The sequence below is a fragment of the Amycolatopsis mediterranei genome, assembly GCF_026017845.1.
Taxonomy (GTDB): Bacteria; Actinomycetota; Actinomycetes; order Mycobacteriales; family Pseudonocardiaceae; genus Amycolatopsis; species Amycolatopsis mediterranei.
The window spans coordinates 9,153,644-9,177,797 of the sequence record NZ_CP100416.1; the positions used below are offsets into that span (position 1 = coordinate 9,153,644).

The following is a 24,154-nucleotide window of genomic DNA, read 5'->3' on the forward strand; positions in this document are numbered from 1 at the left end:
CTGCGGCTGGCCTGCATGTATCGCAGTAGGTCACCCTATCGGGTCAGGTCCGTGACGGCTCACCGAAAGACCGCAGCCGATCTTCGGCTAACGCGTGTAACTGCGGTCGAGGTCCGGTTCGAGGTAGATCAGCTTGGCCACCGGCACCTTGGCGCGCACCCGGGCCTCGGCGTCGTCGATGGCCGCGGCCAGCTCGGCGGTGTCGAGCCCCGGCACCATCGCCAGCTTCGCCGCGACGAGCAGCTCGTCCGGGCCCAGGTACTGGGTGCGGATGTGGATGACGCGCTCGACCTTGCCCGCGGCGAGCTCGTCGACGATCGTCGCGAGAACACCTTCGGTGGCGCCTTCGCCGATGAGCAGGCTCTTCATCTCGATGATGAGGATGACCGCGATGACGCCGAGCAGCGCGCCGATCGCGAGGGTGCCGACACCGTCCCAGACCGGGTTGTCCGTGACGACCGACAGCCCGACGCCCAGCAGGGCGAAGACGAGACCGAGCAGCGCGCCGGCGTCCTCGAGCAGCACCACGGGCAGCTCGGGCTCCTTGGCCTGGCGGATGAAGCCCCACCAGGTCGCGTTGCCCTTGATCTTCTTCGACTCGCCGATGGCGGTGTAGAAGCTGTAGCCCTCCAGGGCGACCGCGACGAGCAGGATGATCACCGCGACGATCGGCGATTCGAGCGGCTCCGGGTGGCCGATCTTGTGGATGCCCTCGTAGATCGCGAAAGCGGAGCCGAGCGTGAAGAGCATCAGCGCGACGATGAAGGAGTAGAAGTACCGGTCGCGGCCGTAGCCGAAGGGGTGCTCCTGGTCGGCTTCCCGCTTCGACGTCTTCTGGCCGAGCAGCAGCAGGCCCTGGTTGGTGGTGTCGGCCAGCGAGTGCACGGACTCGGCCAGCATCGACGACGACCCGGTGACCAGGAAGCCGGCGAACTTCGCCGCCGCGATCCCGGCGTTCGCCCCGAGTGCCGCCAGGATCGCCTTGGTTCCGCCTCCAGCTGACACGACCGCTCCCCTGGTGAAGTCCTGAATGTCCGGGTGGAGCCTAATGGGAACGCGCGTCGCCGGCCGTCCCGACCGGGTGAACCGCGGCCGCCGGTTTTGTCGTACCCCTTCGCTACCGTGGGTTTCCCTGCCGACCACACCCGGGAAGGTGACATGGCGCACTTCGCCGTGCTCGGTCCGCTCGCCGTCGAGAGCCCGCCGGGCCGGTGGGCGGTCCTGCGCGGTGAGCGGCAGCGCACGCTGCTGGCCGTGCTGCTGCTCAACGCCGGCCAGCACGTCCCCGTCGACGTGCTGGTCGAGGCGTTGTGGCCGGACGGGCCGCCCAAGTCGGCCACGTCCAACCTGCACACCTACCTCTCGCGGCTGCGCGACCGGATCGAGGGCCTGCGGGTCGAGCACGGGCCGCCCGGCTACCGGCTGCACGTCGAACCGGAAGAGCTCGACCTGCTCGTCTTCCGGTCCGCCGTCGCCGAAGGACGGCGGACAGCGGATCCGGTGGCCGCCGCGGGGCACTACCGGCGGGCGCTCGCGCTGTGGCGGGGGCCGGTACTGGCCGGGCTGCACGTGCCGCGGCTCGACGCCGACATCGCCCGGCTGGAGTCCGAACGCCTCGCCGTGTTCGAGGACTGCGTCGACGCGGAGCTGGCGGCCGGGCGGCACGGCGAGCTGGCCGGCGAGCTGCAGGCCGTGATCACCGAACACCCGTTGCGCGAACGGCCGGCCGCGCAGCTGATGACCGCGCTGCACCGGGCCGGGCAGCAGGGCAGCGCGCTGGAGGTCTACCGGCGGTTGCGGACCACGCTGATCGAGGAGCTCGGCGTCGAACCCGGCGCGGAGGCCCGGCGGGTGCACGCGGCCGTCCTGCGCGGCGAAGACCCGGTGCCGCGGCTGCCGCCGCCGGTGTGGCCGGTCTGCCAGCTCCCGCCGGACATCGGGGACTTCACCGGCCGCGAGGCCGAGCTGGCGGAGCTGACCGGCGTGCTCGGGGCGGGCAGCGGCGTCCCGGTCGCGGTGCTCAGCGGCGAGCCGGGCGCGGGCAAGAGCACTCTCGCCGTGCGCGCCGCGCACCGGCTGCGCGCGCGGTTCCCGGACGGCCAGCTGTACGTGCCGCTGGCGGGCCGCGAAATCGGGGAGGTGCTCGCCGACCTGCTGCGGGCGCTGGGTGTCCCGGGCCCGGCCGTGCCGGACGACGTGCGGGCGCGCGCGGCGGTGTTCCGCGGCCGGCTCACCGACCGGCGGGTGCTGGTGGTGCTCGACGACGCCGTCGACCCCGAGCACGTCCGCACGCTGCTGCCGGGCACGCCGGGCTGCGCGGTGCTGGTGACGAGCCGCCGACGGCTCAGCGGGCTCGCCGGCGCGCACCGGCTCGCCGTCGGTCCCCTGTCCGGCGCCGACGCCGCCGAACTGCTGCACCGGCTCGCGGGCGCGCGGGTGGCGCGGGAGCGCGCCGACGCCGAGCGGATCATCACCGCGTGCGCGCGGCTGCCGCTGGCGCTGCGGATCGCGGGCAGCAGGCTGGCCATCCGCCCGCACCTGCGGCTCGGTGAGCTGGCGGGCCGGCTGGAGGACGAGGTCCGGCGGCTCGATGAGCTGACGGTGAGCGACCTCGCCGTCCGGAGCAGCATCGCGCTGAGCTACGAGGGCCTGCGGCCACCCGCGCGGCGCGCGTTCCGGTTGCTCGGCCGGTGCCGCCTCGCCGACCTGCCGGCCTGGGCGGTCGCCACCCTGGTGGACGACCCGGACGACGCCGTCGAGGAGCTCGTCGAGGCGAGCCTGCTGGAGGCGCGCGGAGCGGACGGGACGGGCGAAGGCCGCTACCGCATGCACGACCTCGTCCGGCTGTACGCGGCGGAGCTCGGCGATCCGGCGCCCAGCGAAGGCCTCCGGACGGTGCTGGCGGCCACGCTCGCCCTCGCCGACGCGGCGGCGGCCCGGTTGCCGCGCACGGTGCCGATGCCGTCCCCGGCCCACGAGCCGCCCCCGCAGCCGTTGCCGGATGAGCTGGTGGAGCGGCTGCTGGCGCGTCCGGACGACTGGTTCGCCGCCGAGCGCGCGAACCTCCTGTCGCTCATCGGCACGCTCGGCGCGCGGGACGCCCTGCTGCTGCTCGACCGGCTCGGCGTCTACCTGTACCTGCACGGGCAGTACGCCGACATGCGCGCGGCGTACGAGGCGGTCTTGGACACGGGCCCACCGCTGGCGACGGTCGCCGAGGCCACGCTGACGCTGTTGCGGCATGCGCGCGGCGAGTACGAGGAGGCCGCGGTCCGCTACCGCGCGTGCGCCAAGGAGCTGGAGGCGCACGGCGACCGCCGCACCCACGCGTGGGTTTCGGCGAACCTGGCGCACTGCCTGATCGGCCTCGGCCGCGCGGAGGAGGCCCTGCAGACGGCGGCCCACGCCCGCGAACTGTTCACTGTGGACGGTTCGCCTGCCGAGCTCGGCTGGGTCCGGGCGGCGGAGTCGGCGGCCTTGCTGCGGCTCGGCCGCATCGACGACGCCCGGGAGGTCGACCGGACAGCGCTGGTAGCGGCCCGCTCAACCGGCGACGCCCGGGTGATCGGCGAGGCGTTGCACGGGTTCGCGTGGTCATCGCTGCTGACGGGCGACGACGCGGGCGCGGTGGCGGCGATCACGGAGTCGGTGGACCTGCTGCGCGGCACGATGGCGCGTTCGGCGCTGGCGAAATCGTTGCGCACCCGGGGCGCAATCTCCGCGGCAACGGGCGCCCGCGACGAAGCGACGGCGGCGTTCGGCGAGGCACGCGAGCTGGCGAGGGAGCTGCACGAGCGGCCACGAGAGCTGTCGTGCACCCGGGCACTGGCGGCGGGATGGATCGGCGAGGGCCGGGCGGCCCAGGCGATCCCGGTGCTGCGGGCGTGCTTGGACGAGTGCCGCGAGATGGGCAGCAGAGCGGCAACCGGCCTGACGTGGCTGGTGTTGAAGCGCGCGTATGAAGCCACGGGAGAGGGGGCAGCAGCGGAGTCGGCGGAGGCCGAGGCCGCGGAGCTGCTCGACCCGCGCGACGCCAGCGCGGCCGCGCTTCGCCGGGCGTTGCTCGCCCTCACCGAGCCCGCCTGATGGCGCGCCCGCCTGGCTTGGCCGGGGCACTGGCCTCACCTAGCTGGCCTGCCGGGTACCCCTCCGCGGGCCTGGCTTGGCCCCCGGCGCCCACCCGGCCTGCCAGGGGCACTGCCCCCACCGAGCTGGCCTGCCGGGTACCCCTCGCTGGCCTGGCTTGGCGCCGCCCTCTCGGGCCGGACCTGCCAGGGCCCCCCTCGCCGAGCCGGCCTGCCGGGCAAGACGGGATGGCGCTGCCCCTCACCGCACCACCCGCCTCGCCTCGGCCGGCCGGGTTGGCATCGAGGTGGTGCCGCCCCCTCGCGGCACCACCTCACGCCCACCGACGCCGGGCGAATCCGACCGGCGACACCCCCAGCGAACCCGGCGGCGCGCACCAGCGCACCAGGGTCACCCCTTGGTGTCGATCGTGGCGGACGCCGCCACACGGAACGCACACAGAAACCCCGGCCACCCCGCACCCAGACAGTCGGCCTACGCACCTGAACAGTCGGCCTGCGTGCCCCGGCGGTCGGTTCGCGCACCCAGACGGTCGGCCCGCGCGACCCCGGCGGTGGGTTCACGCGCCTGGACCCACCAGCTCAGGTACCCGGGCGCCGGTTTCCGGGCCGACCTACCAGACATGCACCCCGACCTTTGGGGTATGCGGCCGACCCACCAGGTACGTGGGCCGACCTGCTGGGCACGTGAGCCGACCGGAGTCCGGCGGGGTCAGTCCTCGCAGGTGCCTGCTGTGGCGCGGAACAGCTGCGCCCGCTCCCCGCCCAGCGCCCGCACGCGAACCGGCGGGTCCGCCGCCGGCAGCCACACCGACTGGCCGCGGCGCAGCTCGACCTTCTCGCCGTCGTCCGCCGTCACCAGCAGGTCGCCCGCCGTGCACAGCAGGATTTGGGGGCCCACGCTGTCGACCGCGATCTCGTCGTCCTGGCCCGCCGCCCACTCCACGCGGGACAGCTCGAACTCGGGCGCGTCCGTGCGGTACACCGCCATGCGCCCGCCGGAATCACCGCACTGGACCGGCATCTCGCCGCACGCGAAGTCCACTACGCGCAGCAGCTCCGGGACGTCCACGTGCTTCGGCGTCAACCCGCACCGCAGGATGTTGTCCGAGTTCGCCAGGATCTCCACGGCCGTGCCGTGCAGGTACAGGTGCAGGTTGCCGGCCGGCAGGTAGATCGCCTCGCCCGCGCGCAGCGTCAGGCGATTCAGCAGCAACGCCGCCAGCACGCCCGCGTCGCGCGGGTGCGCCTCGCCGAGCTCCAGGATCGTCCGGCACTCCACCGCGAACTCGCCGTGCTCCTGGACGTGCCGGACGCACGCGTCCAGGACCTCCGGCAGCAGCCGGTCCAGCGACGACTGCGGCAGCGTGATCCACGTCGTGAACAACGCCCGCAGCCCGGACGGGTCCGGCTGGGCCTCCAGCAGCCCGGTGTAGTTGGCCAGCCCCGGCGTCTCGATCGCCTTCAGCAGCTTCATCGTGCGGTCGGGAGCACGGAACCCGGCCAGCGCGTGGAACTCCGTCAGCGCGCAGACCAGCTCCGGCTTCGCCGTCGGGTCCGGGTAGTTGCGGTTCGCCGCGTCGCGCGGGATGCCCAGCCGCTCCTCGCGGGCGTGCCCCTCCGCGGCCTGGGCCGCCGACGGGTGCGCCTGCATCGACAGCGGCTCCTCCGCCGCGAGGATCTTCAACAGGAACGGGAGCCGCCCGCCCCACCGCTTCGCGCAGCGCTCGCCGAGCTGGGCCACCGGGTCGGCGTCCACCAGCCCGAGCAGGCTCCGCTCGGTCCCGTCGGGGCCGATGACGTGCGACGGGTCACCCGGGTGGGCACCCATCCACAGCTCGGCCTCGGGGTGCGGCGCGGGTACCGGACGGCCCAGCAGCTCGGGGATCGCCGTCCGCGATCCCCAGGCGTAGGGCCGCACCGCGTTGCGCAGCAGCTCCACTGTCACCTCAACTCCACTCCTCCGGCACCGGCCGGGGCCGGCGCTGGGCGGGTCTCACGCCGTCGCGGGAGCGAAGCGGCCCGCGCCGCCGATGCTGCCCGCGGCCAGCCCGAGATAGACCGCCGCCAGTTCGAACCGCAGTGCCAGCACCGCGGCCCGCACGATTTCGTCGGCCTCGATCTCCTCGGCCGGCGCGATGACGTCCGCACCCGGCAGCAGATCCTCGGCCTGGTAGCGCGCCGCGTCCGTGGCCGGACCGGTCCGCACCGAGAGCAGCAGCACCCGGGTGGGGATGTTGTCACCAGAGGGATCGTCCGGATCAGCGAAGATGTCACGCTCCGCGCCACCTGATTGCGCCGCCCGCCGCAATGCGGGGCGCGCCAGGGCCTGACGATAGTCCTCGACGTCGCACACCGTAGCCGCGTGGGCGGCGAACGCGTGCGCAGCGTGTTCGCCCACGGCGACCGCGACCGGGTCCAGCCCCCACAGCAGCGGCACGCGGTCGGCGACCCGCAGCGCCAGCGCCTTGGCCGGGTTCGCGAACGACTCCCGGGCCAGGTAGTCCTTCTCGGCTTCGAGGTCCAGCTGGTCGGCGAGCACCTGGACGTCGGAGATCAGCAGGCCCAGCGCGTTCGCGGTGAGCAGCCCGGCGGCCAGGCCGCGCGGGAAGGCGAGCTCCGGCGGCACCGGGATCCGCGGCGCCAGCAGCAGGCCCTTGCCCGCCACGGCGGCCGCCACCGGCCCTTCCGACGGTCCCGAAAGCACCACCGAAGCCCCGTAGCGCGCGGCCCGCTCCAGCGACGCGGCGAGCTCGCGGTCACCGGGGTCGTCGGTGTGCGCGAACACGACGTCGAGCGCACCGATCCAGCTCGGCACCACCTCGGCCACGACCACCGGGACCGGGCACGACGGCGCCAGCAGGGCGGCCAGCAGCCGCGTGAGGGTGCGGCTCACCCCGGGCCGGTCGATCAGCACGACCGCGCGCGGCCGACCCAGGTCGAGCCGCTCGGACAGCTCCAGCTCCGCGGCGAGCTCGGCGGTCGCCCGCACTTGGGCGCCGGCCATCGCGGCGGCCCGGAGCAACCCCGCGCTGTCGGCCTCGGCCAGCCGCGCAGGGTCGTCGAGCAGCGTGTCGTCAAGCACTGTCGGCATCGGTGCTTCCGTTGTCACCCGGCACGGTCGCCTCGTCGAGGAGCAGCACCGGGATGCCGTCACGGACCGGGTACACCCGACCGCACTCCGTGCAGGTCAGGGCGTCGGCCTCGGGGTCGTCCGGCGCGCCCGGCCGGAGCGGGGCGTGATCGGGCGACGGGCACGCCAAGATCTCGAGGAGCTGGGCGTCGAGCGTGATGGCCATGGTTCCTCCATACCACGCGGGGACTGTGGTGAAGAGCACTTCAGGACACAGTTCGGCCCCGAGGCGCCCTTTTCGGGCGGGTCAGTTGCGGATGATGGCGAGCACGTCGTCCACCAGGCTCTGCACGGCCTCGGCGTTCGCGGCCTCGACGTTCAGGCGGAGCAGCGGCTCGGTGTTCGACGGGCGCAGGTTGAACCAGGCGCCGCCCGGCAGCTGCACGGTCAGGCCGTCCAGCTCGTCGATCTCGACGCCGGAGCGGGTGCCGAAGGTGTCCTTGACGGCCATCATCTTGGCGACCTGGTCGTCGACCGTGGAGTTGATCTCCCCCGAAGCCGCGTAGCGCGAATACGCGCTGGTCAGCTCGGAGAGCGGGCCGGTCTGCTCGCCGAGGGCGGCGAGGACGTGCAGCGCCGCCAGCATGCCGGTGTCGGCGCGCCAGAAGTCGCGGAAGTAGTAGTGCGCGGAGTGCTCGCCGCCGAAGATGGCGCCGGTGCGGGCCATCTCGGCCTTGATGAACGAGTGCCCGACGCGGGTGCGGACCGGCTTGCCGCCGTGCTCGGCGACGATCTCCGGGACGCCCTTGGACGTGATCAGGTTGTGGATGATCGTGCCGCCCGGGTCCTTGGCCAGCTCGCGGACGGCGACCAGCGCGGTGATCGCGCTCGGCGAAACCGGCTCGCCGCGCTCGTCGACGATGAAGCAGCGGTCGGCGTCGCCGTCGAAGGCGACCCCGGCGTCCGCGCCGACCTCGCGCACCTTCGCCTGCAGGTCGACGATGTTCGCCGGGTCGAGCGGGTTGGCCTCGTGGTTCGGGAAGGTGCCGTCGAGCTCGAAGTACATCGGCACGATGTCGATCGGGAGCCCGTCGAACACGGTCGGGACGGTGTGCCCGCCCATGCCGTTGCCGGCGTCGACCACGATCTTCAGCGGCCGGCTGCCGGACAGGTCGACGAGGTTGCGCAGGTAGGCGGCGTAGCCGGCGAGGACGTCCTGCTCGGTGATCGAGCCGCGCTGGCCCTCGAAGCCGGGCACGCCCTGCTCGACGGTGTCGCGGATCTCGGCCAGCCCGGTGTCCTGGCCGACCGGCGAAGCACCGGCGCGGCACAGCTTGATGCCGTTGTACTTGGCCGGGTTGTGGCTGGCGGTGAACATCGCGCCCGGCATGTTCAGCGAACCCGAGGCGAAGTACAGCTGGTCGGTGCTGGCCAGCCCGATGCTGACCACGTCGAGGCCCTGCGAGGTGACGCCCTCGGCGAACGCGGCCGCCAGCGCCGGTGAGGAGTCGCGCATGTCGTGGCCGATCACCACCGACGGCGCCTCCGGCTTGATGAGCAGGGCGAACGCGGCGCCGAAGTCGCGGACGAGGTCCGCGTCGAGCTGCTCGCCGACCACGCCGCGAATGTCGTAGGCCTTCACGATGCCCGAAAGGTCTGGCACGCCGTCTCCCCGCGAATAGTCGTCCCGGCGCCCGCTGCGCCGCGCGGAAAGCCTACCGGCGGGGTGAGAGGGTTACGCGTTCAGGCGCGGCCGGGGAGGACCCGCAGGTGGCCGCGGCGCCCGGAAGGCCCCTCCGGCTCGGGTGCGGGAGCCGGTTTGCCGGGGCGGCCGGCCTCGCGCACGGCCTCGGCCAGCGCGGTCAGTTCGTCGGCCGACGGGTCCGGCGCGGCGAAGGCCCCTTCGTGGCGGACGACTTCCCAGCCCTTGGGGACGGTCAGCCGCAGCGCGTGGGCTTCGCAGAGGTCGTAGGAGTGCGGCTCGGAGGCGGTGGCCAGCGGGCCGACGACGGCGGTGGAGTCGCTGTACGCATACGTCAGCGTGGCCACAGCTGGCTCGAGACAGCCAGTACGCGAACACTTCCGTACGCTCCGCACGAAACGAAACGATAGCGCGTCGCCGCAAGGTCTCCAGCGCGACACGCGCTGAACCGCGGTCGCATAGACTTCCGGACGTGGCGACGGCTCGTGATTACCGACAGCGGCGGCGCTCGCGACGGGACCGGCACGGCCGGGGCCTGCGCGGGACGCTGTATCCGGCGACCCTGCCCGCCGCCGCGAGCCGTGCGGAACGCTTCGACGCACTGGTGCTCGACGCACTGGAGCCGATCGAAGCCCGCTGGCGCCACGAGCTGACGAAGCTCGACGTGGCAGTCGACGATGTGCCGGAGGTCCGTGAGAACGGCCATTCGCCGGCGGACGGGGTGCTGCACGACGGCGCGGTGCCGTTGTCGCGCCTGGTCCCGGCGGGGGTGGACCGGACGGGGCTGCCGACGCGGGCCCGGATCGTGCTGTACCGGCGGCCGCTGGAGGCGCGGGCGAAGGACCCGTCGGAGCTGGCGGAGCTGGTCCACGACGTGCTGGTGGAGCAGGTGGCCGGGTACTTGGGCGTGGAGCCGGACGTCATCGAAGGCGAGTGAGCGGCCCCGAACGCAGTGAATGACTCATTCCTGTCGTCGGATGACAGGAATGAGTCATCACTGCGTTTCAGGGGCGGCGGCGGGTCGGGACCGCCGTCAGGAGCGTGAACAACACCGCTGCCAGCTGGGCCAGCAGCAGCAGGTTCCGCTCCGTGCCCGGGTACTCCACAGTCACCTCCGCGGACGCCGGTGGCACCGACACCGCCACCTGGTGGCCCCACGCCGGCACGATCGGCACCGGTTTGCCGGCCACCGCCGCCTTCCAGCCCGCTTCCTGCTCCGCCGCCAGCACCAGCAGCCGTCCGGTCGGGCCGTCGGACACCCTGACCCGCACGTCCGGCAAGTCCGCGTGGACCGGTGCGACACCCGGTGCGCTGCCCGGCGCGACGCCGCCCGTGACCGCCGCCTTCGCCTGCTCCGGCGAGATCAAGATCACCTGGCCCGCCGGTGGGAGCAGGCGCAGCACCCCGCGGCCGTCGGACGTCGGGGCGGCCACCGAGAGCAGGTCCTTCGCCAGCGGTGGGTACGCCTGCGGGTCCACGCCGGGCGGGAGCACCACGAACTGGACGCCCGCGGCCGCAGCCGCCGCGAAGGAGCGCCGGACCGCCGCCGCGTCGCCTTGGCCCAGGTCGCGCCGCCAAGCCGCCAAGCGGGCCGGTGTGCCGGGCGTCGGGGCCAGCTCGTCGTCGCCGTAGTGCGGGAGGCGGCCGCCGATCTGGCGGGTCGCGTCCGGGGCCAGGTCGAGCACCGACCGGCCGGACGCCGTCAGCTCGGCCTCGACCTCCGGGGCGAGCGACGGCCGCTCGCCGGCCCGCAGCGGGCCCTGCGAGCCGACGAGCGCCGCGCCGGTGGCCAGCGCCAGGAAGACCGCCACTCCGGCCACCGCCATCACCTTCGGTAGCCAGGTCGCCGGGACGCCGCTCGTGCCGCCGCGCTGCCACGACCCGAGCACCACCCACAGCAGCCCGGCGCCGACGATCAGCAGCGGCACGCCCGCGTAGCCGTGTGACGGCGCGCCACCCTGCAACGGGACCGCCGTGACCAGCCGCACCAGCACCAGCCCGCCCGCGCCCAGCGCCGCGAGCGCGAGTCCGCCGGCGGCGAGCTTCGTCGGCCGGACGACCACCGCCACCAGCGCCGCGGCGATCACCACGACGCCGATCGGCCAGGCGCCCGGCCCGCCGGGGTCGAGCCCGGCCAGATCGGTGCCGGAAACCACCGAAGCCGCACCGCCGAGCCCCTGCACGAGGAGTTCCGGGTGCCTCAGCAGCACGGTCGGCCACGGCAGCAGCAGCGCCAGCGGCAGCAGCACCACGATCCCCACCGACGCGATCCGCCGGGCCAGCCCGGTCGGCGCGGGCAGCACGACGAACCCGATCAGCAGCCCGGCGAGCGCGAGCCCGTGCGCCAGCGGCGAGAACGCGCCGAGCAGCGCCACCCCGAACGCCGACAACGCGGACACGTGCAGCCAGCGCGTGTCCGCGTGCACGAGCAGCCCGGCGATGCCCGCGGCCACCAGCGGCAGCACCAGGTGCACCACGACGACGTCGAGCCGGCCCTGCGCCACGCCCGCGGTCGCGGCGGGCAAGAGCGCGTAGGTCGCCGCGACGACCGCACGGACCCAGCGGCGGATGCGAAGCCGCCGCGTCGCCGCGTACGCGCTCAGCGCCGCCAGCGGGATGTCGCCGAGGAGCAGCACGGCGACCAGCGCGGCCGGGCCGCCGATCGGCGCGAACACCGCGCCGAGCGCGCCGAGCACCGGGAGGGTGGCCGACGCGGGCGCGCCGGTGCCACCCGCGATCGCGTGCCACGGCGTCAGGTACGACGTCCAGAGTTCCCCCAGCCCGGCGACCGGGAGCAGCTTGCCACCGAAGAGGTCGAGACCGAGCCGGGCGCGGTTGACGAACAGGCCGAGCGCGGTCAGCACGACGAGCAGGACCACGGGCGGCGCGAAGATCGTGGCCGCCAGCACCCGGCGGCGGTTCACCTCGACGAAGACGAGTTCGGGTTCCGGCTCTTCGGCTTCGGGGGTGTCTTCGGCGACCGGCGCCGGGGTTTCCGGCAGCGCGACGGCGACGAGCGTGCCCGGGCGACGCAACCCGGAGCCGCGTGCGCTGACGCCGCGCAGCGCGCCCGCGGGGAGCGCGTCGGGACCGACCGGACGGTTCTCGCGGGCGTCGAGCGCTTCCGGCGTCACCCACGCCGACTCGGTTTCGACGGTCTCGGGCACGCGGCCGAGCGCGACGTCGTTCTCGACGCCGCGGCGCACCAGACCGACGACGCCGGCGCGGACGGCGTTGCGCAACCGCGTCCCACGTCCGGTGAAGAGCCCGCGGACGGTGCCCGGCCGCGGATTCCGCCGCCGGTGGGCGCGTGCGGCGCGCAATCCGCCGCGTCCACTGAGGAGGTACCCGGCGGCGGCGAGCTCGGTCCGCGCTTCCCCGGTGCGGCGCAGCAGGACGAAGGCCAGCGCGCGCAGCACCGCGAGCACCGGGAGCCGGATCATGCCGAGCCAGAAGGAAAACGGCGAGCAGTTCACCAGGAACACGCGCAGGCCGTGGGCGCGGTTCGCGGCGGCCGGCGAGCCGGGGAGCGCGGCCGCCGGGCGCCGGCCGGTGGTCACGGCGCGGGCGTGCCGCACCCGCGCGAGCGGCACGGACAGGACCACGCCGCCGGCCGCGTTCGCGCGCCAGCCGAAGTCGAGATCCTCGCGCAGCAACGGGAAACCGGGGTCGAAGCCGCCGAGGGCGTCCCAGGCGTCGCGGCGCACGAGCGAACCGGCGCTGGGCACGGCGAGCACCGCCACCGGGTCCTCGCCGGTCGTGGCGACCTGCTGGCGGTGCCCGGAGGCGTCGGTGGACAGGCCGGCTTCGACGATCAGCCGGGGCTCGGTCCAGTCGAGACCGAGCGAACCGAGCACGGTGGCCGACGGTTCCTTCGTGGCGACCTGCAGGAGCTGCTCGAGGCAATCGGGTTCGGGCGCGCAGTCGTCGTGCAGCAGCCACAGCCAGGAACCGGGGTCGCCCCAGCGTTCGGTGGCGTGCCCAACGGCTGCGGCGACCGCGGCCGCGAAGCCGGTATCACTCGACAGCGTGATGACCCCGGAGAGCACGGGAGAAGAATCCAGCCCCGGATCCTCCGCGGCTTCGGCGAGCAGCCGCGGGGTCGAGTCGGTGGAGCCGGTGTCCACGGCGAGGACGTGCCGCGGCCGGACGGTGCTGCGGCGCAACGCGGAAAGCGCCAGCGGCAGCCAGTTTTCGCCGTCGTGACAGACCACAATGGCCAGAACGGGCGCGGTGCGCGGGACGGGCGGCGCGGCGGTGCGGGGCAACGAACGCTCCTGATCAGGCGGCAGTCGGTGCGGCCACCCTACGGCCCCGACTCGTCACCCGGTGGTGAACCCACGCCGAGCGCCCCGCACAGCGGAATCACCGGTGACGCCGGGCATCACCGGTGATTCGCCGCGAATTCCGCAGTACCAAGCCGAGCCTTCACGCGAAGCCGACCCGGCGCGGGGGTCCGGGGGCTTGCCCCCGGGCGGGTTCTGGGGGTTGCACCCCCAGAAGACACTGAAACGAGCGATCATGGTTCGCGCGTTCCGCGAACACACCTCTCCCTAGACAGCTCGTTTCTTGAGCTTCCGGCGCTCCCGCTCGGACAGACCGCCCCAGATGCCGAAGCGCTCGTCGTGGGCGAGTGCGTACTCAAGGCACTCGTCCTTGACCTCGCAGCCCAGGCAGATCCGCTTGGCTTCGCGGGTGGAACCGCCCTTCTCCGGGAAGAACGCCTCCGGGTCCGTCTGTGCGCACAGGGCGCGTTCCTGCCAATCCTGCTCTTCTTCGGTGGCATCGATGAGCTCGGTGAGATCTCCCAGAGCCTGCTCCGGGATCTCGCCCCAACTCATGACGTGCCCCCATTCCTTCCCATCGGCTTCCAACCGCACGTCCGCCTCCTCGCTCCCTAGCACTCCCCAGGCTGGCGGTGGTGAAACGACACTCGCCGTCCCCTCTCGGCGGCGAATGACATCACTGTGATTACACCCGTGTAGTGCGGTCAGGTCAAGCGGAGTAGCGAGTTCGGGGGACGTTCCGGCCCGATCGCGCAAGGGGACACGCCGGTAACTTCACACCGGGCATACGGAAGACTGGAGCACGTGCAGAAGTCAGCAGTGCGCCCCAGCCCGGTCTTCCTCGGCATCCTCGCGCTCACCGTCGCCGGTGGCGCCATGGCCGCGTTCGGTGACATCAACACCGTTTTCGTCCGCGATCGCGATCCGCTGCTCATCGCGGGCGTGGTGATCTTCGTCGCCGCCGGCTGGGTGGCGTCGCTGTCGCTGCACGAGTTCGGGCACGCGATGGTCGCCTACCGCGGCGGTGACTACAGCGTCGCCCACAAGGGTTACCTGACGCTGGACGTGCGCAAGTACACCGATCCCGTCCTGTCGATCATCCTGCCGCTGATCTTCCTCATCATCGGCGGCATCCCGCTGCCGGGCGGCGCGGTCTGGATCAACCGCGGGGCGCTGCGCTCGCGCGGGACGTCGTCGTGGGTGTCGCTGGCCGGGCCGCTGAGCAACCTCGCGGTCGGGGCGGCGCTGGCCCTGGTGGTCGCGCTGGTCCCGATGGCGGGCGGGCTCGTGATCGCGATGTCCTACCTGGCGCTGCTGCAGGTCGTGACGTTCATCCTCAACATCCTCCCGATCCCGGGCCTCGACGGCTGGGGCGCGATCGAGCCGTACCTGCCCGCGCAGGCGCGCGAACTCGGCGCGCGCGTCCGCCCGTGGGCGCCGATCATCCTGTTCGCGATCCTGTGGTTCTTCCGCCCGGCGAACAACGCCCTGTGGGACAGCGCCTACGCCATCTTCGACGCGTTCGGCGGGTACGTGGACGGCGCGAAGATCGGCTTCGGCGTCTTCCAGTTCTGGAACTGAGGTTTGCGGCGGGCGCCGCGCGGGAATGATCAGGCGCGGCGTCCGGCAACTTGCCGATCGCCTGCTGCAGCAACCGTCCGCGGGCGGATCAGCGGTGCTCGGTCAGCCAGACGTGCGCGCGCTTCCACACGACCCGCAGCCCCGACCGCTCGCCGAGGTAGTCCCCCGCGGCACCGACGATCGGGAGCATGCCGAGCGCCCGGTGGAACAGGTTGCCGCGCGGGCGCTTCTCCAGTTCGCCCGTGATGCCGAGCAGGCCGCGGCCGAGCCGCCACAGCGTGCGGCCGGCCGCCTTGACTGTCGCCTTGCCGTGCTTCTTCTCCGACGCCCTCAGTTCCTCGGTCAGCTTCGCCGCTTCGTCCGCCTCCGCGGCTTCGTCGTGCTCCGCGTGCTTGCCCGCCGCGAGGTCCGGGTCGATCTCGCGCTCGAAGAGCACCCACGCGATGAGCCGGACCCGCGTGCCGACGTCGGTCACCCCGTACTCGCCCGCGATCGCGCACAGCAGCAGCCCCTGTGACGCCGCGCCCAGGGTGTCCTGCACCGGCAGGCGGTCGGCCAGCGCGCCACCCAGCCCGGGGATCGACGTCAGCAGCGCGGTGAACCGGCCGACGCGGTTCATCCACCAGCTCGACCGGTCGTACCCCGTCATCCGCGCCCACGCCGCGGTGCCCGGCACCTTCACCGACGTGACCCCGTGGATCAGCTTCGCCTTCAACCCCGACTCGACCTCGGCCAGGTCCTCCGAGGCACGCGCCTGCAGGCCGAACGGGTCGGACTCGCGCAAGGCGTCCAGCATCGGCCCGCACGCCCGCACGAACGGCCGCAGCACCGCCACGACCTGCCGGTCGGAGATCGACTCACCCACGTCCCGCTCCCCTTCCCACCGCCCGGCGCGGCGCGCCGCCGAGCACCATCGCGCCCGGCAGCGCACTGGCGCCGAGCAGCAGCAACGCCCGCCAGTCCTGGATCAGCACCAGGTCACCGCCCGGGCCCAGCAGGCCGACGCCGAACACGACGAGCACCCACAGCGCGAGGGGTACCCAGGAAAGCCCGGGGCGCACCAGCTTCGCCGTGGTCCACACCAGCCAGGGCGTGGTGACGGCGCCCACGAGCACCGTCACCGGCACCGGGACCACCCCGATCCGCAGCGGCAGGAAGAACAGCTCCAGCAGCGCGAGCAGCACGGTGTCGACGGCGAGCAGGGCGAGCAGCAGCCCCTGCTCGAGCGTCAGCCGCTCGTCCACGGTCACAGCCCGCCGAACAGGTCGTCCGCCGCGCCCTCGGCCGGGCCATGGGCCAGCACGAAGCAGTCGTTCGCGGGGATCGGCTGGGCGATCTCGTTCGTCAGCGCGAAGTACGGGACGTCGCCGTCGGCCACCGCCAGCTGCGTCGCGTGCGCGCGCAGGGCCGCCAGCTTCGCCGGGACGTACGCGGCGACGTCGAGCACCGTGGTGATCTCCTCGTCGGGCGTCGAGGGCAGCTCGTCGTCGTCCGGGACGCGGTAGCGGGGCTCGCCCGCACGCAGCGCGGCCAGCCCGGCACGCACCGCGCTCTTCGCCGTCACCGTGTGGAACACCCGCGCCACCGAGCCGGCCCGGACCGCCGCCGCCATCGTGATCTCGTGGGCGCGGATGTGGTCGGGGTGGCCGTACCCGCCGAAGGCGTCGTAGGTGACGACGACCTGGGGCCGGACCTCGTCGAAGACCGCCGCCAGCTGCGCGGCCTGCTCCTCGGCGCTGCCTCCGGTGAACGCCCGCGGGTGCGCCGCCGACGGCATGCCCGCCATGCCCGAATCGCGCCACCGGCCGATCCCGCCCAGGAACCGGTGCCGCGCCACCCCCAGCGCGGCGCAGGCGGCCTTCAACTCGGCCACGCGGTAGCCGCCCAGCTGGTCAGCCGCCTGGGCGCGCAGCCCGGCCAGCTCGGGCAGGCCGGCCATGACCTCACCCTCCTCACCCAGCGTGCAGGTCACCACGGTCACCTCGGCGCCTTCGGCGGCGTATCGTGCGATCGAGGCGCCGGTGGTGATGCTTTCGTCGTCGGGATGGGCGTGGACGAACAGCAGCCTTCGCGATACCGGGGAGATCACGGGTTGAGCGTAATTCCCGTGCTCCGACCTTCGTCGGGGACACCCTCGGTTATCCTCGCGCGAGTCGCGACCGCCGCGTCGTGACCGTCTGTACCCCCACGAAGGGCATCTTGGTGAGCACTGAAGCAACTTCGGCGAACGTCGCCGGCGTGTCCGGATCCGTCCTGTCCATCTCCGACCTCAGCGTGTCGTTCCAGACCGAGGACGGCGTCGTGGACGCCGTCAAGGGCATCGGGTTCGACGTGCAGCCCGGCGAGATCGTCGCCGTGGTCGGGGAGTCCGGGTCCGGCAAGTCCGTCACGTCGATGTCGGTGCTGGGCCTGCTGCCCAAGACCAGCCGGATCGCCGGTGAGCTGCGCCTCGGCGAGCGCAACCTGGCGGATCTCAAAGAGAAGGACATGCAGAAGATCCGCGGCAACCAGGTCGCGATGATCTTCCAGGAGCCGATGACGGCGCTGAACCCGGTCTACACGGTCGGCTGGCAGCTGCGCGAGGCCCTGCGGTCCCACCTCGACATCGCCAAGGACGCCGCCGACAAGCGCGCGGTCGAGCTGCTCGACATGGTCGGCATCCCGAACCCGGACCAGCGGTTCAAGCAGTACCCGCACCAGCTCTCGGGCGGCCTGCGCCAGCGCGTCGTCATCGCCATGGCGATCGCCTGCGACCCGAAGGTCATCATCGCCGACGAGCCGACCACGGCCCTCGACGTCACGGTCCAGGCGGAGATCCTCGGCCTGCTGCGCAAGCTGCGGGACACCCTCGACACGGCGATCGTGCTGATCACCCACGACATGGGCGTCGTCGCCGACATGGCCGACCGCGTCATCGTGATGTATCAGGGCGAGATCGTCGAAGAGGCGCCGGTGCGCGAGCTGTTCGCGTCGCCGAAGGAGGACTACACCCGGCGGCTGCTCGCCGCGGTGCCGGTGCTCGGCCAGCGCCCCGAGGGCCGCCGCCTGCTCGACGACACCGGGATCGCGTCCGACAGCACCGAGGCGGCCAGGATCGCCGAGGAGATCCGGCTGGCCGACGCCGAGCTGGAGGCCGTGATCGAGGAGGCCGCCCCGGCCCTCGAGATCAAGAACCTCGTGCTCGAGTACCCGGGCCGCCGCGGTCAGGCCAAGAACCGCGCCGTCGACGACGTCTCGCTGACCATCGCCAAGGGCGAGATCGTCGGCCTGGTCGGCGAGTCGGGCTCGGGCAAGTCGACGGTCGGCCGCTGCGCCGTCGGCCTGCTGCGCGCGACCCAGGGCACGATCGCGATCGCGGGCAAGGACATCACGACGATGTCGGCGAAGGAGATCCGCCCGCTTCGCCGGTTCTTCTCGATCGTGTTCCAGGACCCGGCGTCGACGCTCGACCCGAAGATGACGATCGGCGAGTCCATCGCGGAGCCGATGGTGCTGCACAAGGTGCTGTCCGGCAAGGCCCTGTCGGCGCGCGTGCGCTCGCTGCTCGACAAGGTCGAGCTGGGCGGGCACTACATGAACCGCTACCCGCACGAGCTCTCCGGCGGCCAGCGCCAGCGCGTGGCGATCGCCCGCGCGCTGTCGCTCGACCCGGCGCTGCTCATCGCGGACGAGCCGACCTCGGCGCTGGACGTGTCGGTGCAGGCGCGCGTGCTGGACCTGTTCCTGGACCTGCAGCAGTCGCTGCAGTTCGCCTGCCTGTTCATCAGCCACGACCTGGCGGTGGTCGACCTGCTGGCCGACCGCGTCGCGGTGATGCAGCACGGCAAGCTGGTCGAGGTCGGCACGCGTGACCAGGTGCTGCACTCGCCGCAGCAGGAGTACACGAAGCGCCTGCTGTCGGCGGCCCCGGTCGCGGACCCGATCCTGCAGGCCGAGCGCCGCGCGGCCTGGGAGGCCGGCAAGCTGGCCCCGGTGGCCGACTGACGTACCTACGTTGAAGGGCCCGCACCCGGCCGGGTGCGGGCCCTTCGCCGTGCTACGGACGACACGCGTACCTGCACGGACGACACGCGTACTCAGATGGACGACACGGCATAAGGCGCGCGTGTCGTCCATCTGCGTACGCGTGTCGTCGGGCTGCGTACGCGTGTCGTCCGTCAGCCGACGCGGATGCGGGGGTCGAGGATGCCGTACAGCAGGTCCGCGACCAGGTTCGCGATCACCACGCTCGCCGCGATCACCACCAGCCAGCCCATCAGCACCTGCGGGTCGTTCTTGTTGACCGCCTCCACCAGCAGCGTGCCCATGCCGTGCCAGTTGAACACCGTCTCGGTGATGATCGCGCCCGTCACCGTGGCGCCGAAGTTGACCGAAAACAGCGTCATCACCGGGATGAGCGCGTTGCGGAACGCGTGGCGCCAGATCACGCGGCTGTTCGAGACGCCCTTGGCGCGCGCTGTGCGGACGTAATCGGCGTTCAGGACCTCCAGCATCGACGCCCGCTGGAACCGGCTGTAGGCGGCGAACGTGATCGCCATGATCGACAGCGTCGGCAGCAGGAACGCGCCGACGTACTTCGCGAGCGCGTCGCCGACGCCGGTGGCCGAAAGGCTCTCCGGGCTCGTCGTCCGCAGCCACGGGTCGCCGAGGACGTCGGACAGGCCCAGGTCCCGCACCCAGATGTTGGCGCGGATCGCGTAGCCCTTGAGGACGATCGCCACGCAGAAGATGGGCATCGAGAACATCAGGAACGCCAGCGTCGTCGCGAGGTAGTCCCAGATCGAGTACTGCTTGACCGCGGCGAGGACGCCCACCAGGACGCCGAAGAACAGCGCCAGCACCGATGCCGTCAGCACCAGCTCCAGCGTCACCCGGAACGCGGCCAGCACCTTCGGCTGGACCGGCGCGAACGCGTTGCCCTGCGCGATCGAGATGCCCCAGTCGCCGGTCAGGAAGTGGCCCAGCCAGCTGAAGTAGCGGGCGACGACGCTCTGGTCGAGGCCGAGCTTGTGCTCGGTCTCGGCGATGGCCGCGGCGCTGATCCCCGGTTTGCTGCGGATCTCGCCGAGCGGGTCGCCGGTGTTGGCCACCATGACGAAGCACAGGAACGTGCCCACCAGCAGGACCGGGATGGAGATGACCAGCCTGCGGAGCACGTAGAGCACGAGATTCATCCGAAACCCCCAGGTCCGGCGATCCGCGCGCGAAACGCCACGCGGGGGCGACCGGAACCGGTCACCCCCGCGTCGCGCGTTCAGGCCTTCATTCTCCGCTGGCGCGGGTCGAAGGCGTCGCGAAGACCGTCACCGATGAAGTTGATCGTCAGTGAAATCAGCACGAGCACGACGAACGGCCCGAAGAACAGCGCCGGCCGCGTCTGCAGCTGGGCGTAGTTCTCCAGGATGACGCGGCCGAGCGAGGTGTCCGGCAGCTGGACGCCCAGGCCGATGAACGACAGCGCGGCTTCCGCCAGCACGGCCTGCGCGACCGCGAGGGTCGCGTTGACCGTGATGCTGCCGACCATGTTCGGCACCAGGTGCTTGAAGATGATCCGGAACGTCCCGGCGCCCGAGGCGCGGGCCGCGTCGACGAACTCGCGCTGGGACAGCGACATCGCCTCGGCGCGGGTGATCCGGGCGATCTGCATCCAGCCGAACGCCGCCAGCACCAGCGCGACGATGTACCAGGAGCCGCCGCCGAACACCTTGGCGAGGATGGCCGCCGCGGCGATCTGCGGGATGATCAGGAACAGGTCCGTCACCCGGGAGATCGCCGAGTCGGAGAACCCGCGCAGGTAGCCGGCGACGGCGCCGAACACGACGCCGATGACGGTGGCCAGGATCGACACCGTGAGCGCGATGAGGAGCGAGTACTGCGTGCCGCGCAGCACCTGCGACACCATGTCCTTGCCGACCTGCGTCGTCCCGAGCGGGAAGTCGGCGTTGGGCTTGGCGAACGACGGGAACGAGCTGTCCTGGTAGCTGTGCTTCCAGAAGAGCGGCAGCAGGACGCTGCTCAGCACGATCAGGAGCAGCACGGCCGACGACGCCATCGCCAGCTTGTGGTGCAGGAACTTCCGCAGGACCAGCTTGCCCTGGCTGCGCGGCTCGGGCAGCGCTTCCGGCGGGAGCGTGCCTTCGGCGGCGGCGGTTTCGCTCGCGAGAAGAGAGTTCAAGTCAGCCAACGCGAATCCTCGGGTCCAGGATGCCGTACATCAGGTCGGCGATCAGGTTGGCGACGATGACACTGCTGGCGATCACCACGAGCCAACCCATCATCACCTGAGTGTCGTTCTTCGAGACGGCTTCCACCAGCAATGTGCCCATACCGTGCCAGTTGAACACCGTCTCGGTGATGATCGCGCCGGCGAGCACCGAGCCGAAGTTGACCGAGAACAGCGTCGACACCGGGATCAGGGCGTTGCGGAACGCGTGCCGGAAGATGACCCGGCCGTTGCCGAGGCCCTTGGCGCGCGCGGTGCGCACGTAGTCCGAGTTCATCACCTCGAGCATCGAGGCGCGCTGGAACCGGCTGTACGCGGCGAAGCTGATCGCCATGATCGACAGGGTCGGCAGCAGGTACGCGCCGATCGTGCTGGTGATGAAGTCGCCGACGCCGTCGGTCTTCAGCTGCTCCGGGCTGGTCGTGCGGAGCCACGGGTTGCCGAGGACGTCGGACAGGCCGAGGTCGCGGACCCAGCCGTTGATCTCGATCGCGTAGCGCTTCAGCACGATCGCGACGCAGAAGATCGGCATCGAGAAGAGCAGGAACGCCAGCGTCGTGGCCAGGTAATCCCAGATCGAGTACTGCTTCACCGCGGCGAGCACGCCGACGATGATGCCGATGATCAGCGCGAGAATCTCGGCGCCGACGACCAGCTTCAGGGTGACGGCGAAGGCGGCCATCACCTTGGGCGCGACCGGCGCGAGGGCGTTGCCCTGCGCGATCGAGATGCCCCAGTTCCCGCTCAGGAAGTCGCCCAGCCACGTGAAGTAGCGGGGCACGATGCCCTGGTCGAGACCGAGCTTGGCGGCCGTGGCGGCCAGCGCTTCCTTGCTGATGGTCGGGTTCTGCCGCAGCTCGCCCAGCGGGTCGCCGGTGCCGGCGACCATGACGAAACACAAGAAAGTCCCGACCAGCAGGACGGGGATCGATATCGCCAAACGGCGAAGGATGTAGATCACCAGGTTCAACGAACTGCTCCTCATCCGGGCCTGGTCGTCAGAAGTGCGCTGGACCGCTACCCGGTTGTCTACCGTAGTGGCGGTAACCCTACGGTCAACAGCTACTTCCGGTGGGTACCGGGGCCCGGCTCGTGGCCGGACCCCGGTACCTCCCAGGTCATCTGGAGCGAGGGGAAAGAAGAGGCGGGACGAGCCCTACTTCTTCTTCTCCCACTCGCCGACGTTCCACAGAACACCGTCGTACGACTGCATGTAGACGCGGTCGATGCCCTTGAACGCCCACATGCTCGGCGTCTGGAACAGCGGCAGGGTCGCGTAGTCGTCGGCGATGGCCTTGTCGGCTTCCTGGTACTTCTGCAGCTTGACCTGCTCGTCGGTCGCCTTCACCGCAGAGTTGTAGGCGTCGTCGATCTTCGAGTCGCACAGCGCCTGGTAGTTCTGCTCGCCGCCCTTGTCCGGGCAGATGTAGATCGAGCGGGACTCCGCCTTGAACGGCTGGGCCGACCAGCCGAACAGCGCGACGTCGTAGTCACCGGTCGAGACGCGGCCACCCTTGAGGAAGTTGGCGTCGGTCTCGTCCTTGACCTCGATGCCGGCCGCCTTGGCCTGCGAGATGATGATCTCGACGGTCTGGCTGCGGCGCGCGTTCTGGTTGTGCGTGATCTTGAACGAGGCACGCACACCGTTCTTCGCGAAGATGCCGTCGCCGCCCTTGGCCCAGCCGGCGTCGGTCAGCGTCTTGGCCGCGGCGTCGGCGCCCAGGCCCGCCTTGCTGCTGTACAGGTCGGTGTAGCCCTCTTCACCCTGGAAGAAGACGACGCTGTTCAGCGGCTCCGCGTCCGCCTGGACCTCCTTGAGCAGCTTGTCCGTGATCTCCTTGCGGTTGACCGACTCGAGGAACGCCTTGCGGAGGTCCTTGTCGGCGAACATGCGCTTGAAGTTCAGGTCGAGGTGCTCGTAGGTCAGCTGCGGGGCCGAACCGTAGACCACACCCTGCGCCGCGAGGCCCTTCATCGTCTGGGCCGCGGTGGCGTCCGGCTGGGTCGACGCCGCAACGTCGATCTCACCGTTCTGCAGCGCGGTCGCCATGGCCTTGGTGTCTTCCATGGCCTTCACGACGATCTTCGACGGGCCACCCTTGCCGCCCGCCCACAGCGGGTTCTTCTCGAGGGTGACGGCCTTCTGGTTGGCGTCGAACGCGGTGATCTTGTACGGGCCCGACGACGGCATGATGTCCGCCTTGAAGCCCTTCCACTCGTTCGACCAGAAGTCACCGGCGGCCTTGATCTGCGCGCCGTCGCCGGTCGGGGCCAGTTTGGTGATGTCGGCGATGCCGGTCTTGGCCTCGAGGATGTGCGCGGGCATGATCGCCGGCGAGTTGAACAGGCCCTTGTAGTCGAGGTAGGGCTCGCTGTAATCGGTGACGAAGGTCAGCGGGTCCTTGCACTCGGCCTTGCTGATCAGCGAGTACCCGGTGGTCGACGCCGAGTTGAACGGGTTCTTGCCGTCCGGGCCCTTGGCGAGGCCGCTCTGCGACAGCCACGCCAGGTACATGTCCTTGCAGTCGTAGGCCTGACCGTCCGACCACTTGATGTTCGGCTTGATCTTGTAGGTGACCTGCTGCGGGTCCTTCTGCGTGATGTCCCACGACTGGAAGACGTCGCTGTTCAGCAGCACCTTGTTGTTGCCGTCGAGCTTCAACGTACCGGAGAGCACCGCGGTCAGGACGTAGTTGTTGTACGAGCTGTTGGTGTCCGGGGTCTGGTTGTTGTACCCCGAGTACCCGTCGTCGATACCGATCGTGACCGTGCCGTCGTACCCCGGGGTGTCCGCGAGCTTGAACAGGTCACCGGTCTCGGCCTTGCCGGCAGCCATCGCCTTGACGTCGGTCGACGATCCGTTCTTGTCGGTGTTGCCCGAACCCGAATCGCCGCCGCTGCAGGCGCTCAGCAACAGCGAAGCGCCGGCGACGAGCGACAAAGCGGAGACAGCTTTGGATCTCCTCATGAAGTGTGCCCTCCTAGCACTGAGCCCTTGAATATCGGGACAAGGGCCCACACCGCTCCGGTTTGGATGGGCCGGAGCCTACGACACGCCAAGCGACACTCAACTGGCGCACTGCGGGAGCACGCTAGAAAGGAAAAGCACCGACAGTCACCAGTTCAGGGTCGATCGTGACCAAAGGGTGACTTCCAGTCGACATCCAGAAATACGACGGTTACCTCATGGATTCACAACGTCCC

The 24,154-nt window shown here is 71.5% G+C and carries 19 protein-coding genes; 4 read left to right on the forward strand and 15 right to left on the reverse strand.

Annotation, left to right across the window (positions count from 1 at the left end):
• Positions 1 to 87: 87 nt before the first annotated feature.
• The gene (locus ISP_RS41390; protein ID WP_013229746.1) at positions 88 to 1,005 is read right to left on the reverse strand and encodes a cation diffusion facilitator family transporter; all 918 of its coding nucleotides are present in this window, start codon (positions 1,003 to 1,005) and stop codon (positions 88 to 90) included.
• Positions 1,006 to 1,158: 153 nt separating this feature from the next.
• Here ISP_RS41390 and ISP_RS41395 point away from each other — a divergent pair, with 153 nt between their 5' ends.
• Positions 1,159 to 4,086, forward strand: coding sequence for an AfsR/SARP family transcriptional regulator (locus ISP_RS41395; protein ID WP_013229747.1), 2,928 nt, complete (start codon positions 1,159 to 1,161; stop codon positions 4,084 to 4,086).
• Between the two features lie 711 nt (positions 4,087 to 4,797).
• Here the strand turns inward: ISP_RS41395 and manA are convergent.
• The 5 genes from manA to ISP_RS41420 all read right to left on the reverse strand — a co-directional run bounded on the left by manA (position 4,798) and on the right by ISP_RS41420 (position 9,255).
• Positions 4,798 to 6,027 (reverse strand): mannose-6-phosphate isomerase, class I, encoded by a 1,230-nt coding sequence (gene manA / locus ISP_RS41400; RefSeq protein WP_013229748.1) that lies wholly within the window; start codon positions 6,025 to 6,027, stop codon positions 4,798 to 4,800.
• Between the two features lie 54 nt (positions 6,028 to 6,081).
• Entirely contained in the window at positions 6,082 to 7,179 is a 1,098-nt protein-coding gene (locus ISP_RS41405; protein ID WP_034283989.1) for a hypothetical protein, read from the reverse strand.
• Positions 7,163 to 7,384 carry a Trm112 family protein gene (locus tag ISP_RS41410; RefSeq protein WP_013229750.1) on the reverse strand — a complete coding sequence of 74 codons (222 nt, stop codon included), beginning with the start codon at positions 7,382 to 7,384 and terminating at the stop codon, positions 7,163 to 7,165. The genes ISP_RS41405 and ISP_RS41410 overlap by 17 nt, the downstream gene beginning before the upstream one ends.
• 81 nt (positions 7,385 to 7,465) lie before the next feature.
• Complete coding sequence (locus ISP_RS41415; protein ID WP_013229751.1) at positions 7,466 to 8,821, reverse strand: phosphomannomutase/phosphoglucomutase; 1,356 nt, start codon at positions 8,819 to 8,821, stop codon at positions 7,466 to 7,468.
• 80 nt (positions 8,822 to 8,901) lie between these two features.
• Positions 8,902 to 9,255: a DUF3499 domain-containing protein gene (locus ISP_RS41420; protein WP_026468546.1), complete on the reverse strand. Its 354-nt coding sequence runs from the start codon at positions 9,253 to 9,255 to the stop codon at positions 8,902 to 8,904.
• Between the two features lie 77 nt (positions 9,256 to 9,332).
• On the opposite strand from ISP_RS41420, the gene ISP_RS41425 reads away from it, so the two are divergent.
• Positions 9,333 to 9,797 carry a metallopeptidase family protein gene (locus tag ISP_RS41425; protein ID WP_004559274.1) on the forward strand — a complete coding sequence of 155 codons (465 nt, stop codon included), beginning with the start codon at positions 9,333 to 9,335 and terminating at the stop codon, positions 9,795 to 9,797.
• A gap of 67 nt (positions 9,798 to 9,864) precedes the next feature.
• Here the strand turns inward: ISP_RS41425 and ISP_RS41430 are convergent, their stop codons facing one another.
• Together ISP_RS41430 and ISP_RS41435 are read right to left on the reverse strand one after the other, a co-directional pair.
• Entirely contained in the window at positions 9,865 to 13,128 is a 3,264-nt protein-coding gene (locus ISP_RS41430) for a glycosyltransferase family 2 protein (RefSeq protein WP_013229754.1), read from the reverse strand.
• 285 nt (positions 13,129 to 13,413) lie between these two features.
• Entirely contained in the window at positions 13,414 to 13,701 is a 288-nt protein-coding gene (locus ISP_RS41435; RefSeq protein ID WP_161790928.1) for a WhiB family transcriptional regulator, read from the reverse strand.
• Between the two features lie 264 nt (positions 13,702 to 13,965).
• Between ISP_RS41435 and ISP_RS41440 the strand changes: the two genes are divergently transcribed.
• Positions 13,966 to 14,727, forward strand: coding sequence for a site-2 protease family protein (locus ISP_RS41440; RefSeq protein WP_013229755.1), 762 nt, complete (start codon positions 13,966 to 13,968; stop codon positions 14,725 to 14,727).
• An 88-nt stretch (positions 14,728 to 14,815) separates the two neighbouring features.
• Here ISP_RS41440 and ISP_RS41445 read toward each other — a convergent pair whose 3' ends face one another.
• From ISP_RS41445 to mshB, 3 genes are read right to left on the reverse strand one after another with little or no spacing between them, the layout of a single operon-like run.
• Positions 14,816 to 15,592, reverse strand: coding sequence for a hypothetical protein (locus tag ISP_RS41445; RefSeq protein ID WP_013229756.1), 777 nt, complete (start codon positions 15,590 to 15,592; stop codon positions 14,816 to 14,818).
• Positions 15,585 to 15,977 carry a hypothetical protein gene (locus ISP_RS41450; protein WP_013229757.1) on the reverse strand — a complete coding sequence of 131 codons (393 nt, stop codon included), beginning with the start codon at positions 15,975 to 15,977 and terminating at the stop codon, positions 15,585 to 15,587. Before ISP_RS41450 ends, ISP_RS41445 begins: the two co-directional genes overlap by 8 nt.
• Positions 15,974 to 16,816 carry an N-acetyl-1-D-myo-inositol-2-amino-2-deoxy-alpha-D-glucopyranoside deacetylase gene (mshB, locus tag ISP_RS41455; protein WP_013229758.1) on the reverse strand — a complete coding sequence of 281 codons (843 nt, stop codon included), beginning with the start codon at positions 16,814 to 16,816 and terminating at the stop codon, positions 15,974 to 15,976. Before mshB ends, ISP_RS41450 begins: the two co-directional genes overlap by 4 nt.
• 113 nt (positions 16,817 to 16,929) lie before the next feature.
• Here mshB and ISP_RS41460 point away from each other — a divergent pair, with 113 nt between their 5' ends.
• Positions 16,930 to 18,711 carry an ABC transporter ATP-binding protein gene (locus tag ISP_RS41460; protein ID WP_014467722.1) on the forward strand — a complete coding sequence of 594 codons (1,782 nt, stop codon included), beginning with the start codon at positions 16,930 to 16,932 and terminating at the stop codon, positions 18,709 to 18,711.
• Between the two features lie 173 nt (positions 18,712 to 18,884).
• Here ISP_RS41460 and ISP_RS41465 read toward each other — a convergent pair whose 3' ends face one another.
• The 4 genes from ISP_RS41465 to ISP_RS41480 all read right to left on the reverse strand — a co-directional run bounded on the left by ISP_RS41465 (position 18,885) and on the right by ISP_RS41480 (position 23,918).
• The gene (locus tag ISP_RS41465) at positions 18,885 to 19,901 is read right to left on the reverse strand and encodes an ABC transporter permease (protein WP_013229760.1); all 1,017 of its coding nucleotides are present in this window, start codon (positions 19,899 to 19,901) and stop codon (positions 18,885 to 18,887) included.
• 80 nt (positions 19,902 to 19,981) lie between these two features.
• Positions 19,982 to 20,911, reverse strand: a complete 930-nt coding sequence (locus tag ISP_RS41470) for an ABC transporter permease (RefSeq protein ID WP_013229761.1) — start codon at positions 20,909 to 20,911, stop codon at positions 19,982 to 19,984.
• The gene (locus ISP_RS41475; RefSeq protein ID WP_013229762.1) at positions 20,904 to 21,920 is read right to left on the reverse strand and encodes an ABC transporter permease; all 1,017 of its coding nucleotides are present in this window, start codon (positions 21,918 to 21,920) and stop codon (positions 20,904 to 20,906) included. Before ISP_RS41475 ends, ISP_RS41470 begins: the two co-directional genes overlap by 8 nt.
• A 186-nt stretch (positions 21,921 to 22,106) precedes the next feature.
• Positions 22,107 to 23,918, reverse strand: a complete 1,812-nt coding sequence (locus ISP_RS41480; RefSeq protein ID WP_034283994.1) for an ABC transporter family substrate-binding protein — start codon at positions 23,916 to 23,918, stop codon at positions 22,107 to 22,109.
• Positions 23,919 to 24,154 lie beyond the last annotated feature (236 nt).

Excerpts from the sequence above, each read along its gene's own strand:
- ISP_RS41405 (WP_034283989.1), bottom strand. The coding sequence starts at position 7,179 with ATGCCGACAGTGCTTGACGACACGCTGCTCGACGACCCTGCGCGGCTG.
- ISP_RS41410 (WP_013229750.1), bottom strand. The coding sequence starts at position 7,384 with ATGGCCATCACGCTCGACGCCCAGCTCCTCGAGATCTTGGCGTGCCCG.
- ISP_RS41480 (WP_034283994.1), bottom strand. The coding sequence starts at position 23,918 with ATGAGGAGATCCAAAGCTGTCTCCGCTTTGTCGCTCGTCGCCGGCGCT.
- ISP_RS41465 (WP_013229760.1), bottom strand. The coding sequence starts at position 19,901 with ATGAATCTCGTGCTCTACGTGCTCCGCAGGCTGGTCATCTCCATCCCG.
- ISP_RS41395 (WP_013229747.1), top strand. The coding sequence starts at position 1,159 with ATGGCGCACTTCGCCGTGCTCGGTCCGCTCGCCGTCGAGAGCCCGCCG.
- ISP_RS41435 (WP_161790928.1), bottom strand. The coding sequence starts at position 13,701 with ATGAGTTGGGGCGAGATCCCGGAGCAGGCTCTGGGAGATCTCACCGAG.